12 protein-coding genes are annotated in these 16,322 nt (G+C 56.3%); 6 read left to right on the top strand and 6 right to left on the bottom strand.

The genetic code is table 11. The features are described 5' to 3' along the window. Positions 1-47: 47 nt before the first annotated feature. Together SPI6313_RS15150 and SPI6313_RS15145 are read right to left on the bottom strand one after the other, a co-directional pair. Positions 48-2,195 (bottom strand): serine/threonine-protein kinase, encoded by a 2,148-nt coding sequence (locus SPI6313_RS15150; protein ID WP_072621757.1) that lies wholly within the window; start codon positions 2,193-2,195, stop codon positions 48-50. Positions 2,196-2,364: 169 nt separating this feature from the next. Next, positions 2,365-2,790 (bottom strand): KGK domain-containing protein, encoded by a 426-nt coding sequence (locus SPI6313_RS15145; RefSeq protein WP_072621756.1) that lies wholly within the window; start codon positions 2,788-2,790, stop codon positions 2,365-2,367. A 186-nt stretch (positions 2,791-2,976) separates the two neighbouring features. On the opposite strand from SPI6313_RS15145, the gene SPI6313_RS15140 reads away from it, so the two are divergent. Both SPI6313_RS15140 and SPI6313_RS15135 read left to right on the top strand, forming a co-directional pair. Beyond that, a complete protein-coding gene (locus tag SPI6313_RS15140) occupies positions 2,977-3,687 on the top strand; it encodes a DUF928 domain-containing protein (RefSeq protein WP_175551157.1) in 711 nt (236 codons plus the stop codon). 219 nt (positions 3,688-3,906) lie between these two features. Next, positions 3,907-6,429, top strand: a complete 2,523-nt coding sequence (locus tag SPI6313_RS15135) for a putative bifunctional diguanylate cyclase/phosphodiesterase (protein ID WP_084669053.1) — start codon at positions 3,907-3,909, stop codon at positions 6,427-6,429. A gap of 193 nt (positions 6,430-6,622) precedes the next feature. Here the strand turns inward: SPI6313_RS15135 and SPI6313_RS15130 are convergent, their stop codons facing one another. The 3 genes from SPI6313_RS15130 to ilvB all read right to left on the bottom strand — a co-directional run bounded on the left by SPI6313_RS15130 (position 6,623) and on the right by ilvB (position 10,358). Then, the gene (locus SPI6313_RS15130; RefSeq protein WP_072621754.1) at positions 6,623-7,543 is read right to left on the bottom strand and encodes an NAD(+) kinase; all 921 of its coding nucleotides are present in this window, start codon (positions 7,541-7,543) and stop codon (positions 6,623-6,625) included. 27 nt (positions 7,544-7,570) lie between these two features. Further along, entirely contained in the window at positions 7,571-8,329 is a 759-nt protein-coding gene (locus SPI6313_RS15125) for a hypothetical protein (protein ID WP_072621753.1), read from the bottom strand. A gap of 169 nt (positions 8,330-8,498) precedes the next feature. Beyond that, positions 8,499-10,358 (bottom strand): biosynthetic-type acetolactate synthase large subunit, encoded by a 1,860-nt coding sequence (ilvB, locus tag SPI6313_RS15120; protein WP_072621752.1) that lies wholly within the window; start codon positions 10,356-10,358, stop codon positions 8,499-8,501. 423 nt (positions 10,359-10,781) lie between these two features. On the opposite strand from ilvB, the gene bioB reads away from it, so the two are divergent. From bioB to SPI6313_RS15105, 3 genes are read left to right on the top strand one after another with little or no spacing between them, the layout of a single operon-like run. Beyond that, complete coding sequence (bioB, locus tag SPI6313_RS15115; protein ID WP_072621751.1) at positions 10,782-11,864, top strand: biotin synthase BioB; 1,083 nt, start codon at positions 10,782-10,784, stop codon at positions 11,862-11,864. Next, positions 11,842-12,516, top strand: a complete 675-nt coding sequence (locus tag SPI6313_RS15110; protein ID WP_217650623.1) for a biotin transporter BioY — start codon at positions 11,842-11,844, stop codon at positions 12,514-12,516. The genes bioB and SPI6313_RS15110 overlap by 23 nt, the downstream gene beginning before the upstream one ends. Positions 12,517-12,573: 57 nt before the next feature. Then, positions 12,574-15,459 carry a hypothetical protein gene (locus SPI6313_RS15105; protein WP_084669052.1) on the top strand — a complete coding sequence of 962 codons (2,886 nt, stop codon included), beginning with the start codon at positions 12,574-12,576 and terminating at the stop codon, positions 15,457-15,459. Positions 15,460-15,580: 121 nt separating this feature from the next. On the opposite strand, the gene SPI6313_RS15100 is transcribed toward SPI6313_RS15105, so the two are convergent. Then, positions 15,581-15,850: a hypothetical protein gene (locus SPI6313_RS15100; protein WP_139276660.1), complete on the bottom strand. Its 270-nt coding sequence runs from the start codon at positions 15,848-15,850 to the stop codon at positions 15,581-15,583. A 223-nt stretch (positions 15,851-16,073) separates the two neighbouring features. Between SPI6313_RS15100 and SPI6313_RS23625 the strand changes: the two genes are divergently transcribed. Further along, on the top strand, positions 16,074-16,229 hold the full coding sequence (locus SPI6313_RS23625; RefSeq protein WP_175551156.1) for a hypothetical protein: 156 nt from the start codon (positions 16,074-16,076) through the stop codon (positions 16,227-16,229). Positions 16,230-16,322: the final 93 nt, after the last annotated feature.

The following is a 16,322-nucleotide window of genomic DNA, read 5'->3' as shown; positions in this document are numbered from 1 at the left end:
AAAACAGGGCGAGATGGTTTCACTCTCGTCCTGTTTTTTGATGTTGTTCACAATTCCACGGGCCAGATCGCCAGTTGACTCGCACCACTACCGGTCACCACAAATTGATCATCGGGGCTAATGGCAAAATCATTGATATGGTGGGGGTAGCCGGTGAGGGTGGCGATCGCATCCCCCGTCTTCAAATTCCAGAGGCGAATCGTCTGATCGGCGCTGGCACTAACAATCCAGCGGCCATCTTGGCTAATTTTGATCCGATTCACAAAACTGAGATGTCCTGTGAGGGTGTGGTGTAATGTCCCATCGGTCATGTCCCAAACCTTCACCTGGTGGTCAGCACTGCCGCTCACCAACCACCGCCCATCGGGGCTGATCGCCAGATCATTCACAAAGCCCTGATGACCGTTGAGCACCTTCAGCACCCGCCCCGTTTTCACATCCCAAATGCGAATGGTTTTATCAGCGCTGCCACTGGCCACCCACTGGCCATCGGGACTCACCACCAGGCAATTAATAAACCCCGTGTGACCCTCTAAGGTATGGCGCACCTTGCCCGTGATTAAATCCCAGACCTTGACGCGATGGTCAGCACTGCCGCTCATCAGTGTCCGCCCATCGCTACTGAGGGCGAGGGCATTAATAAACCCTTGATGTCCCGTTAAGGTTTGGGGGGGTGCGTCGCGTTGCCAATCCCAGATCCGGATCGTGCGATCTGCGCCGGTACTGACGAGGGTTTGGCCGTCGTCACTGAGGATGAGGGTATCGACGAAATTGGTGTGGCCCGTCAGGGTGCGGATCAATTGTCCGGTGTTGATCTGCCACACTTTAATCGTTTTATCGGCACTGCCGCTGATCAAAAATTGCCCATCAGGACTGAGGGCGATCGCATTGACAAAACTGTCATGGCCGGTCAAGGTGCGCAGGATCGCCCCCGTCGCCAAGTCCCACACCTTAATCGTTTTATCGGCGCTGCCCGTGATCACCGTTTGACTATCGGGGCTAATCGTCACACTGTTGATAAAACTTTGATGGCCGGTAAAACCCCTGGGGAGGGTTTGGGTAATCGTCGGCAACTGCACAACTTGATAGACCTGCCAACTGCCGTAGCCTCCCAACAGGAGCGCGATCGCAATCCCTAACCCCAAGGGCCAAGACCGGCGATCCGGGGACTCCTGGGGCACGGTGGGGCTTTCGGGGGACACTTGCAGCGCCGTTTCCGGAAGTCGGGTCAGATCTGCGGGGGGGGTGGCAGAAACTAAGAAGTTGTCGGGCTGGGAGAGCGATCGCTTCAACGCCACAATCTGCCGCAGCATGGTTTGAGTATCCGGGGGACGATCCGCCGCCCGATGGGCCATTAATTGATCAATAAACGCCATGAACGCCGGGGATAAATCCGGGGCATGGTGTCGCCAGCGAAATTCATTCGCAAGCGGGTCGTAAATATCGCGATCCTCTAAGGTCTTCCCCGTCAGTAAATACACAAACGTACGCCCCAAGGCAAAAAAGTCCGATTGGGGGACAGCGTGGCCCTGCTGCTGTTCCGGGGGGGTGTAGCCCGCCGAACTGACCCGCGTAATATTGCCAGATTGACCCGCTTTCGCGAGGTACGTGTAGGTCATTTCCCGCGCTGTCCCGAAGTCAATCAACACCAACTGACCCGTTGAGCGCATCATGATATTTTGCAATTTAATATCACGATGAAAATAATTTTTTTGATGGACTAAATGCAGGATGGTGGTGAGTTGTTCAAGCCAATCAAGAGCCTGGGATTCACTGATCAGCAAATTACCCTGTTGATGCATCCACTGGCTGAGATTTGGCCCGTCAATTTTTTCCATCACAAAACAATGGAGCGGATAGGCACTGTCGCGGGGAGAATATTCAAAATAGCCGTGGTCATCAATGCGGGGAATGCCGGGGTGGTGGAGTTGGCTGAGGACGAGGGCTTCTTGTTTAAAGAGGCTGACAATTTTCTCGCTGGTGTTGTGTTCCGCTTTGAGGACTTTAAGGATCTTGACCGTTGTACCGTCCCACACCTCAAAAATCTTCGCAAAACCGCTGTGATCGCTCAGTAAACCCCGAACACGGTAGCGATCGCACAGGATCAGATCTGAACCACAATGACGGCAGGTGACGTTCTCAAGGTTGCGAGGATCGTCAGGAGAGGGACAATATGGATTGAGGCAATAGCCCATGGGTTAGCGACACACAGAGAGGATCACCAATAATCATGATCGCGTAAAAATGCCAGTCCGGTCCATTTTAGGGGACAAGGTTTTTCGATGGGGAAACGATAACGTGAGGTTGACTGAATGCGGCTTTTTCCTTCACCTTTGGCCTCACTGCCTCGATTCCCTCAAATGCTTAGCCATCCGACCACACATCTGCATGGAGGGTGACATCGCGTTCAAATTCGAGGTCTTCAAACTCATCAAAGGCTTGGGGGTTGGGATTGGGGCGAGACGGGGGCGCGATCGCCGGCATCACCTCAATATCAATCGTGATTTTCACCCGCGCATTTTTCCAGCCTGGCGTATCCGTTTGCAGCAATTCACAGGCGATCCCCTGGGTGAACCATTGCGCAAAATCTTCTTTATTTCCCGTCGGACTCACGGCCCTCGCCTCGATCGCCACCCCCGCACTCTTGAGCAACGCCATTAAGCCATACCCAATATCATGTCCAAAGCAGTCTTGCACCGCTTTACGAAACTTTCCCACCTTAAAGGTGTTGTCACCAAAGGCGATGACATCATCGTCATGGCAGGAAATACCGGATTGCTGACTCTCCATAAGCCCCATTGTTTAATGATTCTGTTTTGATCCTACAACCGGCTGCCTCAGACGCAAGGATTTGAGTCCTAGGGATAGGCTGCGGGAGCCGAAGGATCATCCTCAACTCAAGGAGATGCTGGGCAATCAATGAGGAAGACGGTCAGAATAGAAATAGCATCAATGGCCTTTAGTGGAGACCACAACATGATGATTCGGACAATCTTAGGGGGCATCGTTGGAGGATGTGTGATCGGGGGGGTGGTGTTGCCGACCCTTGCGCCCCGCGTCCCGATCGCCCAGCCGATCACGGCAGCATGGGCAGAGGACAATAGCGGCAGTGAATTTCCCGGCCAACGAGTGGGGGGCGGCACGAGGGGCGGCTGTGCGCGGGGGGTGCGGCCCTTGATTGCCTTGAATCCGGTGACGAATTTGGGAGTGACGGCGGCCACAGAGCCGATGTTGTATTTTGTGATGCCGAGTTTGGGTGCAGAGCATCTAGTGGAGTTATTGGTGTTGGATGATGAGGGGCAGATTTTGTATGAAACGCGGCGAGCGGTTCCGGTGGCAGCAACCTTGGTGGGGATTGAGATTCCGGCGGCGGTTTTGGCCTTGGAGCAGCCCTATCATTGGTATTTTGCGGTGCTGTGTGATGAAGCTGATCCCTCTCAAGATCTGGTGGTGGAGGGCTGGCTTAAACGGGTGGCGGGGTCGCAAGATTTGGCTGAGATCCAGGAGGAGGATATTCCAACCCAATTAAACCAGGCGGCGATCGCGCAAGCGGGGGCACATTGGAGTGATGCGATCGCGATTCTCGCCGCCCTCTACCAAACCTATCCCGACCATCCCCAGGTACAAGCCCAGTGGAACCAACTCCTCACAGATCTGGGACTCGATGCCCTCAGTGCGTTGCTTTAGCCGTTCCTACCACAGCACCCTACGATCATGGCACAGCTAAAATGCTACTTTATTGTAGTTATTGTAGGGTGGGTTAGGCGGATTAAAATCCTACTATCACGGCAACCCAGCAATCCGCCGTAACCCACCGATTAATATGGGTCACGCCAGTAGGTTCTATAAATTTCAGATGCGTTAAGACAACATAGTGCATCGTCCCTGCTTTTTTTTGTTCATCCCATGTCACCTTTTTTCAAGTTTGGGGCGAAGTTGATCGACCAACTGCGACAGCACCTGAGCCGCCCGGATGTTCTGATTCATTGGGGCGGGGCGAGGCTGCCGGTGTGGCCTCGAATGGTGGGGGTGGCGAGTCGTTCGGTGTTGATAGCCAGTGTGGTGATCACGGTGGGCTATCAGGGGGTGCAGCGTTGGAGTCTGCTGGAACCGTTGGAATTGGCGATTTTTGATCGATTCGTCCAAGCCGAACCCGATGCGCCCCTAGATGCGCGTCTGTTGATCGTCACGATCACTGAGACGGATTTGCAACGCTATGGATGGCCCCTCAAGGATCAACAGCTAGCCGAAGCCCTGCGCCGTCTCCAACGCCATGACCCCACGGTGATCGGTTTAGATCTGTATCGTGACTTGTTCCACCCGCCCGGTACGGCTGCCTTGACAGCGCAGTTACAGGCTCCGAACCTGATCGCGATTACGGACAATAGCAACGGGATTCCGGCTCCGGCGGTGGTTCCCCCGGAGCGGGTGGGGTTTAATGATCTGGTGTTAGATCCCGATGGGGTGGTGCGTCGGAATTTGTTGTTTGTGGCGGGGAGCGATCGCGACTATTATTCCTTTGCGCTGCGGGTGGGTTTAGGGGCGATAGCTCCTCCTGCGATCCAAGTCACCCCTGAGGCGTTGCAAATTAACGAGGTGTACTTGCCGCGCCTCAGTGCCACCAGCGGCGGCTATCAACAGATTGACCATCGCGGCTATCAAATCCTCCTCGACTATGCTGGCCGTCAACCCGTTGCCCCGACGATCACCCTCACCACCCTCCTCACCACAGACGTTGATCCCCACCTGATTCGCGACCGGATTATCCTGATCGGTTCGGTGGCTCCGAGTTTAAAAGATGCGCGCTTTACGCCCTACCGGTCAGGTTCCGGGAAGGTGCAGATGTCGGGGGTGATGATTCATGGGCAGATGGTGCGGCAGTTGTTGGATCTCTTGGCGGGGCGGGTCAGTCCGTGGCGGGGGAGTTCGCCGCTGGGGGAGTGGATCGGGTTGTGGGCTTGGGTGGTGTTTGGGGGGGCGATCGCCTGGTATCTGCGCCATCCGGCGGTGTTGGTGGGGGTGGGGGCCTTGGGAACGGTGCTGCTCATCGGGGTGGGTTGGGTCTGTTGGGGACAAGGGGTCTGGATTCCCGTGGCGGAACCGATCGCCGGGTTCTGGACGGCGCTGCTAGTCGCCATGGCTCACCGCCTGTTTTACACCACCAACCATGAACCCGTGACCGGACTGCTCAATGAAGCCGCATTCCTACGGCAGCTTGAGGCCCGCTTACGCCGTGCGGCTCCGGTGGGGGTGTTATGGATGGCGTTGGATCATTGGATGTTGATCAGTCGTAGTCTTGATCCCCACCATAGCGATCGCCTCCTGCAACGCATTGAATGCACCCTCCGCACCCATCTGCCACGAACGGCGCAGATCGCCCGGATCAGCGAAGGAGAGTTTGCGATCGCCCTGCCCCTGGCCGATCCCGCCGCCCTCACCGCCACCGCTGAAACCCTCCAAACCCACCTTCCCCCCTCCCTAGCCGCCAGCATCGGCATCACCGTTCCCAACGCACAACAGACCCACCGCCCTGCGGATCTCCTCCGCGATGCCCACACCGCCATGTATCGCGCCCAAGCGAAAGGCAGCAACAGCTATGCCGTATTTAGTGCCGGGATGCAGGCGGAAACGGTGCAGCGGTTTAACCTCGAAGCGGATTTGCGGCGGGCGATCGCCGCTGAAGAATTCACCCTCTACTATCAGCCGATTGTGGATCTCGCCACCGACCGGATTGCCGGGTTTGAAGCCTTGGTGCGCTGGATTCATCCCCAGCGGGGTTTTATTGCACCGGGGGCATTTATTCCCCTGGCGGAGGAAACGGGGTTGATCGTGCCCCTGGGGGATTGGATCGGTCAGACCGCGATCGCCCAGATTCAAGAATGGACGCGCACCTTTCCCCACGCCGGGTTAATCATGAGCATTAACCTCTCCAGTCGCCAATTTGATCAGGGGGATGTGGTGGAACGTCTCGCCCAATGGATCATAGCGGCTGAACTGCCGGGCCATTGCCTCAAGCTGGAAATTACCGAAAGTATGGTGATGGGCAATGTGGACGTGGCAATTGATTTAATGTTGCGGTTCAAGGCCTTGGGCTGTCGGCTCAGTTTGGATGATTTCGGCACGGGCTACTCGTCCCTGAGCCAATTGCGGCGGTTTCCCCTCGATACCCTCAAGGTGGATCAATCCTTTGTGCGTCACATGGCCGACAGTGCCGAAGATGATGCGATCGTGCGGATGATTATTGACCTGGGGCATACCTTGGGCATGGATATCATTGCCGAGGGGATTGAAACCCCAGAGGATGCGGAACGGTTGCGATCGCTCCACTGCGACTTCGGCCAAGGCTACCTCTGGTCAAAACCCCTCCCCGCCGCTGCTGCTACGGATCTGCTCTCTCAACAGCCCAAGCCTCCAGCCGCCTCCCCTTAACCGCTACTGCTGATCCATAACCCAAGTTACGAATCTGGAGGGGGCATGTGTGAGCCTCTGGCTCACACTATCCTGCCTGGAATCCTCTGTAGTGTGAGCTTCTAGCGCACTGCCTTGACGACAGAGGGGAATTAAACGCAGGCGAGGTCAACCTTAGAACGTTGTGTATCAGCAGTAGCCTTAACCGTAGGGATTAATTCATTGCCCCTGGGTCGTAGTGAATCCGAGTGCCGCCCCAGTGGAGTTTTTCCCGGAGGGTTTGGTAAAAGGATTGATCACTTTGCAGGATGATAAATTTGGCTTGGCAGTCCGCCATGCTGATATTCACCCGTTGCCCTGGCCAAATCTGCGAGGCGATCACCCCATCCGTCCAGAGTTTGGTATAGAGATCCACATCGCCCAAGGGCCAAACGCTAATCACCGAGCCGGGGGGCATCACGATCGGTCGCGTCGAAAGGCTGAGGGGGCAAATGGGCGTAATGGCGATCGCATCCATCCCCGAATGCACAATCGGGCCATTGGCCGAAGCGTTGTAACAGGTCGAGCCGGTGGGGGTCGCCACGATCAACCCATCGCCATGGTATTGATCAACAATTTCCCCATCCACCTCCATTTCCAAAATCGAGGTGGGCATCCGATCCACACTGGCCGGTTTAATGCAGATTTCATTGAGGCAGAGAAATTGCTCACTGATCACCGTGGGCATGATGCGATCGCCTTCCAGCAAATAGGCCTGCAACATCATCCGCCGCTGCACCGCGTAGCGATCTTCAATCAACCGCGCCCACACCTGTTCCGTCTCGCGAAACAACTCAAACGGCTCCGTTAAAAACCCCAAATGCCCCCCCACATTGACCGCCAAAATCGGCGTTCCCACCGGGGCCAAATGTCGCGCCGCCGCCAACGTCGTCCCATCTCCCCCTAACACCACCCCTAGATCAATCCGCTGATTAATCGACGACAAAAACACCGGATAGGGATTGTCTTTCGGGCCGCTTGGCCCAACGAGCACCTGTGCTCCCAAAGCTTCGAGTTGTCGCGCACAGGTTTCCGCCCATTTTTTACTGAGGGGATGACCCGCTTTATAGATGATGATGACGTGTTTCAGTTGCATCAGAACAGAAGAAAAAAGGCAGAAGGCTCAGGACGACAGTTTAAGGCTTTGGATACTTCGCTGAAAGGTGGGCAACCGTTGTTCAAATTCCGCCGCAGTGGTGGCATAGGTAATAATCCAAAATTGGTTTTCCGCCTGCACTAAATAAAACAATTGCTTCACGGGAACATCATTATCCGCAACGATGGTGCCAACAATCTGTCCGGCTGGATAGGTTCCAACGGTTAGCAAGGCTTGCGCTTCGATTTTATAGGCTTGGGACAATTGCTGACCGGCGGCTTGGACATACTGTTCCATCGAGACTTCCGTCGGGACGCGCTCAACGGCCACGGTGACATTGGTTAAAAACTCAGCTTCTTTACTGTTGCGATCAAAGGCTAACAGCGCGATGCTTTCGGGATTGTCTTGGATGCTGGCAAAACGGCGGGCGTAGCTGGGGTTGATGGCGTTGAGTTTTTGCTGGAGTTGTTGAAAGTCTTGGCTGGGGTTACCGCCGTCATAGTCTGGGGGCAGGGACAGGCTAACACCGTTGCCGTTGAGGGTGATCCAGGGGCGATCGTCGTTGGGTGTTGGGCTGGGACTGGGGCTAACTTGGGGGCTGGGGGAACCGGGAGGGCGGGGCGGACTGGGGCGGGGGGTCGGCTCTCGGCTCACAATGGGGACATCGCCGTCGGGAAAGGGGGGCTGATCGGCATCGGTGGCGTTGGAGGAGTCGGCTGCGGAACGACAACTCACCCCCAGGATGAGGATGCTTAAAAAAAGCCAGTGCCAGCGCAGGAAAGCCATAGGATGTGATTGCGTGGGGTAGGGGGGATTCTCCGTTGTGATTCTAGCGAGATTTTCTCTCCATCGTGGGCGACGCGGCAGAAAATCGGCGTAAACCGGGGGAGAGCGATCGCGATCGCTCTCCTCTTTATTGCATGGGGTATCCCCTCAATGGCAGACCAATCGTGAGCTAGAGGGCTGTGCCACATTCCGGGCAGAAGCGATTGGTGCTGACGTTTTTCGCGCCACAGTGGCTACAGTGAATGATGCCCACCGCTTGATCGATGCTGTCTTTTTGGGGCAGACCCAACATTTGGGAGTTGGATTGACCGGGGGCAATCATCGGGTAGCAGTTTTCGTCTTTTTTCACATGGGCATCGAGGAGGACGGGGCCGTCATAGGCGAGCATTTCCGCGATCGCATCTTTTAATTCACTGCGATCGTGAATACGCATCCCCTTCACCCCGTAGGCTTCGGCCAGTTTGACAAAGTCCGGCGTGCCTTGCTGCATATTCGAGGCCGAATAGCGTTCCCCGTAGAAGGTTTCTTGCCATTGACGCACCATGCCCTGCCAACCGTTATTAATAATCACGGTTTTCGCTGCGATGTCGTACTGGGCGAGGGTTCCCAATTCCTGGAGATTCATCTGGAAACTGGCATCACCACTGATGCAGATCACCTGCTCATCGGGGAGTGCCACTTTCACCCCCATGGCGGCGGGCATCCCAAAGCCCATCGTCCCTAGGCCCGCGCTGGAAATCCACCGCCGGGGGCCGTAGTTGATGAACTGGGCCGCCCACATTTGGTGTTGTCCCACATCCGTTGTGAAATAGGCGTAGGGGGCTTGGTGACCCAATTCTACGATCACTTCTTGGGGCGAGAGGCTGTGGGGATGGTGGGGCACAACCAGGGGGTAATCGGTGCGCCAGTGGTCAATGCGATCGCGCCATAGCAACGTTTGATCCCCATCCGGATTCACCGCCAACTCCGATACCCGGTTAAGAATCTGTTGCAACACCACCTTCACATCCCCCACAATCGGCACATCAGGGGCTTTATTCTTACCCACTTCCGCCGGGTCAATGTCGATATGAATCACCTGGGCTTCGGAGGCAAAGGTATCGAGGCGGCCAGCAACGCGATCGTCAAACCGCGCCCCCACCGCAATCAACAAATCACATTCACTCACCGCAAAGTTCGCGTAGGCTGTGCCATGCATCCCCAACATCCCCACGGAGAGCGGGTGGTTTTCATCAAACGCCCCCATCCCCATCAGGGTTGTGGTGACGGGCATTTGAAACTGTTCGGCCAACTGTTTCAGTTCCGCATGGGCCCCGGCAATAATCGCACCGCCCCCCACATACAGCAGCGGCCGTTTCGCCTTTTGCATCAGGTGGATGGCGGCATTAATTTGGCGGGGATTGCCCTTCACCGTCGGACGATAGCCCGGCAGACGAATCGAGGCCGGTTCGACGGGCACATAGTCAAATTCTTCAAGGCCCACATCTTTGGGAATATCCACCAACACCGGCCCGGGCCGTCCGGTGCGGGCAATGTGAAACGCTTCGGCGATAATCCGCCCCATGTCTTCGGCGCGGCGCACCACGTAGGAATTTTTGACGATCGGCAGGGTGATTCCCCAAATGTCCGTTTCTTGGAAGGCATCGGTGCCGATCGCACTGCGGGGCACTTGGCCGGTGATCGCCACGAGGGGAATCGAATCCAGGTGCGCTGTTGCAATTCCTGTCACCAAGTTCGTCGCCCCAGGGCCAGAGGTGGCAAAACAAACCCCCACTTGGCCCGTGGCGCGGGCGTAGCCATCGGCGGCGTGGGATGCGCCTTGTTCGTGGCGCACGAGAATATGTTGAATGTCGCCGCGAGCTTCGGCGCGGTAAATTTCGTCGTAGATTGGCAGAATCGCGCCGCCAGGATAGCCAAAAATATGCTTCACACCATGGCGAACTAGGCTATCGAGCAGGGCGTAAGCGCCGGTGCAGCGGATGGGTGCAGTTGTTGTCGGGGATGAATTCTGAGAAAGAGAAGAAACCACGGCAGTGATGGGTGAATGAATGACGATAGGTGAGTGAAATGAAACTCAAAAATTGCAGAATCTAAACTGTAGCAAGGATGACTATATTTTTGAATATTAAAAATAATATAACCCCTGATCATAATATAAAATTTTGTAAATGTCTTGAAAAAATCAAAAACATTCTGAGGGGGGCGATCGCGCTTCCGTCCCATCGCCTTGGGGTTAGACCTTGCTGCCCGGTGCAATGGGTTAACCGGGGGGCGATCGCATCCCCTCTGCCCTTAATCTAACGTTGACCTCCCTTGAGATCATCCCAGCCGTAACGTTTTGTCGTATCTCAGTTAGGGCATCTAACAGGAGATGATAAAATTGCAAGCACTTCACTGAATTGTTCACGATTCAAGACCGGACATCTGGCCCTATACGAGAAAGAGATACACCGTGGTTCAAGCAATCGAGTCAACAGCGACCCAACCCAAACGCCTCACTGGGGAGGCCCTTGTCGCGCATCTGGCGCAGCTTACGGATCGGATTATCGGGGGAGAATCCCTCAGCCGGGATGAAGCGATCGCCTTAACCCACCTAGAGGGCGAGGCGGATATTCTCACCCTCTGCGCTGCCGCCGATCGGGTGCGCCAAGCCTGCTGCGGCAATACTGTAGATCTCTGTAGCATTGTCAATGTGAAATCGGGCGGCTGCTCGGAAAATTGCGGCTTTTGTGCCCAGTCCGCCCACCACCCCGGCGAGGATTCGCCGATCTACGGCCTGAAGCCCCAAGCGGAAATTGTCGCCCAAGCCAAAGCAGCGGCGGCAGCGGGGGCGAAACGCTTTTGTTTGGTGAGCCAAGGTCGCGGGCCGAAATACAGCAAGTCCAATGAGTTTGCCGAGGTGCTGGCGACGGTGCGCGAAATTATTGCGACGACGGCAATTAAGCCCTGCTGCGCGTTGGGGGAAGTGACCCCGGAACAGGCGCAACAACTGCGCGATGCGGGAGTGACGCGCTACAACCACAATCTAGAAGCGTCGGAAGCCTTTTTTCCGGAGATTGTGACCACCCATTCTTGGCGCGATCGCGTCGCCACGATCCAAAACCTGAAAGCTGCCGGGATTCAAGCCTGCTCTGGGGGGATTTTAGGTCTTGGGGAACGCTGGGAAGACCGGATCGATCTCGCCCTCGCGCTGCGAGAGTTAGAGGTGGAATCTGTGCCGTTGAACCTGCTCAATCCCCGCGAAGGGACACCCTTGGGGGAACAAAATCACCTCGACCCCTACGAGGCACTCCATGCGATCGCCCTGATTCGCCTCCTCTTGCCCCATCAAATTCTGCGCTATGCCGGGGGCCGAGAAGCGGTGATGGGGGATCTCCAAGCCTTGGGATTGAAAGCGGGGATCAATGCGATGTTGATTGGTCATTACCTCACCACCCTCGGCCAGCCCCCCGAAACAGATCACGCCATGCTCGATGCTCTGGGTTTAGAGGGTGGTGAAGCTCCCATTCCTGGTGAATACTCCCCCGTCGCGTAAGCGTCGTCGCCCCCAGCCTGCCCAGAAAAAGCGATCGGGCTTGGGACGGCGATCGCGCCCCGTCTCCCCCCTCCAGCAATTGCTGTGGGGGTTGATTGGTCTGGGGTTAACCATCGGCGGCACATTCCTCGAAGCCTACATCATCACCCCAACCTCGCCGGAACTCACGGCCCTAAACACCTTCTCTTTGGGCATTTCCTGGCAGGTGGGGGCGGTGTTGCTCACGGGCTGCTTAGGCGGCCCCTGGGCGGCGGCGGGGTCTCAGTTGGCCTATATGCTCCTCGGTTTACTCAACATCCAAAACATCCAGATTTTTACCCTAGGGGGCGGTCTGGACTATTTACAAGAACCGGCCTTTGGTTACATTTTGGGCTTCATCCCTGGTGCGTGGCTCTGTGGTCTGTTGGCCTTTCGGTGGCCGCCCCGTTTAGAAACCTTAGCCCTCAGTAGTGGGGCGGGGTTGGTGGTGATTCATGTGGTGGGGATTGGCTATCAGGTGGGGCTACAGGTGGTGAATTTGAGTCGTCAGAGTGGGGTGACGCTGTTGCAGGGGGTGACTCAATATTCCTTGGGGATGTTGCCGGGGCAGGTGGCGATGGTTTGTGGGGTGAGTGTCTTGGCCATTGTCTTGCGCCGCATTATGTTTTACTAAGGGATTGATGGAAAATTCCCATTCACCCCTTGGGAACGTTTAGTCAGTATTCTTTTTTTGACGGATCGCGATCGCATGTGGGATGTCCAGCAGCCACGCCTTAACCAAAATCCACCCTCGCTCTCCCAATGGTTCCACCAAGCCATCCAAGATTCCACCCTGCGGCTGCGGATTCGGCTCCGGGGGAATAATCTGCACCTCCTGCTCGAAAACAAGGTTGCGCCGGACTCCCATCACCTCGTACCGCGCCTCACCGCTGCCCTGCAAACCGATGCCGATAGTTTTTACCGCTTTTTTCAAAAGACCGCAGACCCGGTTTACAAAATCATTCTCTATGGCCGCGCCACCGGCCAAGAGCGACCAGCTTGGATTGAATCGATTATCTTAGCCGACCTCCATGGCAGCGATCGCCCCACCTCGGCGGCACATCCGGGCGATGTGGCGCTGATTTCCAACGAAAGCCTCGCCCGCACCGGCGCACCGGAAGCGATCGCCCGCTACCTCAGTGAATCCCTCTCCCATTTGGGGGTCAGCGTCAAAGTCCTGATCCAAAAACTGCCCCACCTCGACGACAGCGAAACCCCCGACCCCCAAACCGCCCATCGTCGCCTCTGGGTGATCTGTAGCTGTGACTATAGCCCCGACCCGTCCCTGATCGCCGAACCTATCGCCCAACAACTGCGCGAACTCGAACTCGAAGGCTTCCGCGAAGCCGTGATCCGCTCCCAGGTCAGCGGTGAAGCCGTCCCCGACTGGGTGCTGCAAGTGGATCTCACCCATCCCAAAGAACTCCTGCACCATTGGTCTCAATGGGGCGACGAACAGGCAATTAACCGACTCCTCAATCAACAGGTGGCCGCCGATGGCCTGCAAGTCCGGGCCATCCTCCAAGACAGCACCCTCCATGTCTTCTGCATCCTCCACCCCTCGGAAAATCTCCCCACCGCCATCCCCCACGCCAACCCAGCGATCAAAGGCGTGAGCCACTGCCTCACAACCATCCGCCCCCAAGGCATTAAAGCCGCCGCCATTTACGGCATTCCCCAGCATAAACTCACCCTCCTCCAGCCCCACAGCCCCCTTGACCTCGAACATCTCCAGGCCGATCCCGCTTGGGTGAATTGGTTACCCCTCCCGGCTTCCCATGACCCCGATCTGGCGGTTTCCCCCCACACCCTCGCCCAGCAGCAGTCCCCCGTCGCGCTCACCTTCTTGTTACAACGCTTGCTCAACCCGAATATTGAGGGGTTTCTCGCCACAGGAGGGATTCGGGTGAAGCTTTGTTTTCGCGGTCATTTGCTCCATGTGATGACGGAAGCAGTGGTTTGTCCGCGCCAAACCTTGGTGGCGGGCCTTGTCGGGCCGTTTATTCGGGATCTGCACATTCACGGCATTACCGGGGTACGGATTTACGGTCGGCGGGCGGGACAGTCGTCGCCCCTCTGGAGTCAGGCGGTGAATTTTGAATCGATGGCGGCGGGAGAAGCGGCAGCGGATTCGGTTCCCTTGGCGCTAGAATCTCCGCCGGTGACGGCCACGACGCGCCACGGTGGCCGCTGGGAACGGTGGCGATCGCGCCTCCACCGGGCCGGCTGTCTCACGGGGATCTTTCTCCCCCACCCCGATGCCGTCTGGCAGCCCGCCCCCACCCGCTGGCACGGTCAACAGGGCCTCAAAGCCGCGCTGCTGTGGGCAATGGTGGGCCTCTTGCTCACCCATCAGGTGGATCGCTGGTGGGGGCGATCGGTGCAGGTCACGGCTGATACCTATTCCGATCGCGAAACGGTTTTATCGTTAGAGACAGATCTCGCCAGCGGAACCCATCACAGTGCGGTGAGCAGTGCGATCTTGGCCGCCGCCCGGGCCGAAAATCCGGATTTTAATAATCGGCTCCTCAATGAAAAACTCGCCCTCTATCAAGAACGGGTGCAGCAGTCCGGCCCCCCGGATATTCTGATTGTGGGCAGTTCACGGGCGATGCGGGGGATCGATCCCTCAGTGCTCAGTGAATTGTTGGCGGCCAACCCCCAAGCCCCCCAAGATTTGGATATTTTCAATTTTGGGATTAATGGAGCCACAGCGCGGGTGGTGTCGCTGTTATTGCAGCAAATTTTGACCCCGGAGCAGTTGCCGCAGGTGGTGCTGTGGGCGGATGGGGCGCGGGCGTTTAATAGTGGTCGTCCGGATCAGACCTTTGAAGCGATCGCCCAATCCGAAGGCTACGGGCAAATCGAGCGCGGCCAATTCCCTCCCAACGCGACCACAACAGAGAACGCCGCCCCGATTCGCCCCGCCGTCTCCCCCCGCGAACTCCAAAAACACCTGAGTCACCAATACCAAGACCTCAATCAATGGCTGCAAGATCAAGTCGGTTCCCTGTCGGCGCTGTATCCCCACCGGGCTGAAATGGGGGACTGGCTGCGGACGCATTTCGCCGAACCGGTGGCCGTGATGCAGCAGGAACTGGAAGAGAATGCCGATCCCGATGCGGTGTTTGCCACCCAGGAACCGATTACCGCTGATGGTTTCCTCGCCTTGGATCTCCGCTTCAACCCTAAAACCTACTACCGTGACCATCCCAGAGTCAGCGGTGCCTATGACAACGACTATCAAGATTTCGAGTTACGGGGTCAGCAGGATGAAGCGATGAGTCGCTTGCTCCGTTATTTAGACCGCCGCCATGTGGAGGTAATTTTTGTGAATTTGCCCCTGACCCAGGACTACCTCGACCCGATTCGGGGGGAATATGAGGCGCAATTTATTGACTACATGACTGCGATCGCCCGTCGCACTGACATCACCTTCCGGGACTTGGGCACTCAATGGGAGACCGAATACGATTATTTTTCTGATCCCAGCCACCTGAACCGCTACGGCGCTCAACAGGTCACACTCCACCTCGCCGAAGATGCCCAAATCCCCTGGGACTTAAAACTCGATTAGATCTGAGCTTCATACTGGTGATGGCAAAAAGCGAGAGGCCCCTAGGGGCCTCTCGCTTTTAAACCGTGTGATTAATTATGGTTTGGCGGTGAGGAGCGTCGGATGGAAGGGTTGAGTCGGATTACTCTTCGGTTTCGCCCTCTTCCGTAGCTTCGGCTTCTTCTTCCATGGGCTCTTCGTCAGTCATGGCTTCACCTTCTTCCATTTCTTCGCCTTCTTCCATGGCTTCACCTTCTTCCATGGGTTCTTCGTCGGTCATGGTTTCATCTTCTGCCGGTGCAGTTTCTTCAACCTCCGCGTCGTCAGCGGGGGCTTCAGGGGCAGCACAGCTTACTAAACCAAGGCCAAGAGTTGCAACGGTGGCAAGACTCAACAGATATCTGACTTTCATCTTAATCTCCTTCAATTGTTAATGGATTGCTAGAGAACACAAACACCTCATCATACACAAAAATTAATAATTTGCGTTAGCAAACACTCGATTTTTGTGTTGAGAGCTACTATAGCAAATTCCATCTCATGGGTAGAGAAAATCACCCCCTGAACTAATAAGAATACCTAAACAATCAAAATTCTCGGAATCAGGGTCAGCCCTGAGGGATCACGCCCTAGCCTTGACCCTGGTTCTAGGGTTGCGATCGCTGATCTATCGAGCGTTTCAGCCTTTGGGGGAGGATGCGGTGATCTGGGGTGGGGGGCCTCCGTTGGGGCGGGTTTGCGATCGCACCGTCAGCCCCACATCAGCATTACATTCATGTCTAGTACTGTAGTGATGGATCGGGGGCAAAGGCTGAAGCCTCTCTCGCACGTAGGTATTCGTGCTCTGTGAAAGGGGGCGAATTGATCACACTTTACAATCAGCC

Origin of the sequence: Spirulina major PCC 6313, assembly GCF_001890765.1 — a bacterium.
Classification (GTDB): domain Bacteria; phylum Cyanobacteriota; class Cyanobacteriia; order Cyanobacteriales; family Spirulinaceae; genus Spirulina; species Spirulina major.
This window is presented reverse-complemented; position numbering and strand designations above follow the sequence as displayed.

Coding starts and splice junctions, on each gene's coding strand:
- SPI6313_RS15150 (WP_072621757.1), bottom strand. CDS start 2,195: ATGGGCTATTGCCTCAATCCATATTGTCCCTCTCCTGACGATCCTCGC.
- SPI6313_RS15145 (WP_072621756.1), bottom strand. CDS start 2,790: ATGGAGAGTCAGCAATCCGGTATTTCCTGCCATGACGATGATGTCATC.
- SPI6313_RS15140 (WP_175551157.1), top strand. CDS start 2,977: ATGATGATTCGGACAATCTTAGGGGGCATCGTTGGAGGATGTGTGATC.
- SPI6313_RS15135 (WP_084669053.1), top strand. CDS start 3,907: ATGTCACCTTTTTTCAAGTTTGGGGCGAAGTTGATCGACCAACTGCGA.
- SPI6313_RS15130 (WP_072621754.1), bottom strand. CDS start 7,543: ATGCAACTGAAACACGTCATCATCATCTATAAAGCGGGTCATCCCCTC.
- SPI6313_RS15125 (WP_072621753.1), bottom strand. CDS start 8,329: ATGGCTTTCCTGCGCTGGCACTGGCTTTTTTTAAGCATCCTCATCCTG.
- SPI6313_RS15100 (WP_139276660.1), bottom strand. CDS start 15,850: ATGAAAGTCAGATATCTGTTGAGTCTTGCCACCGTTGCAACTCTTGGC.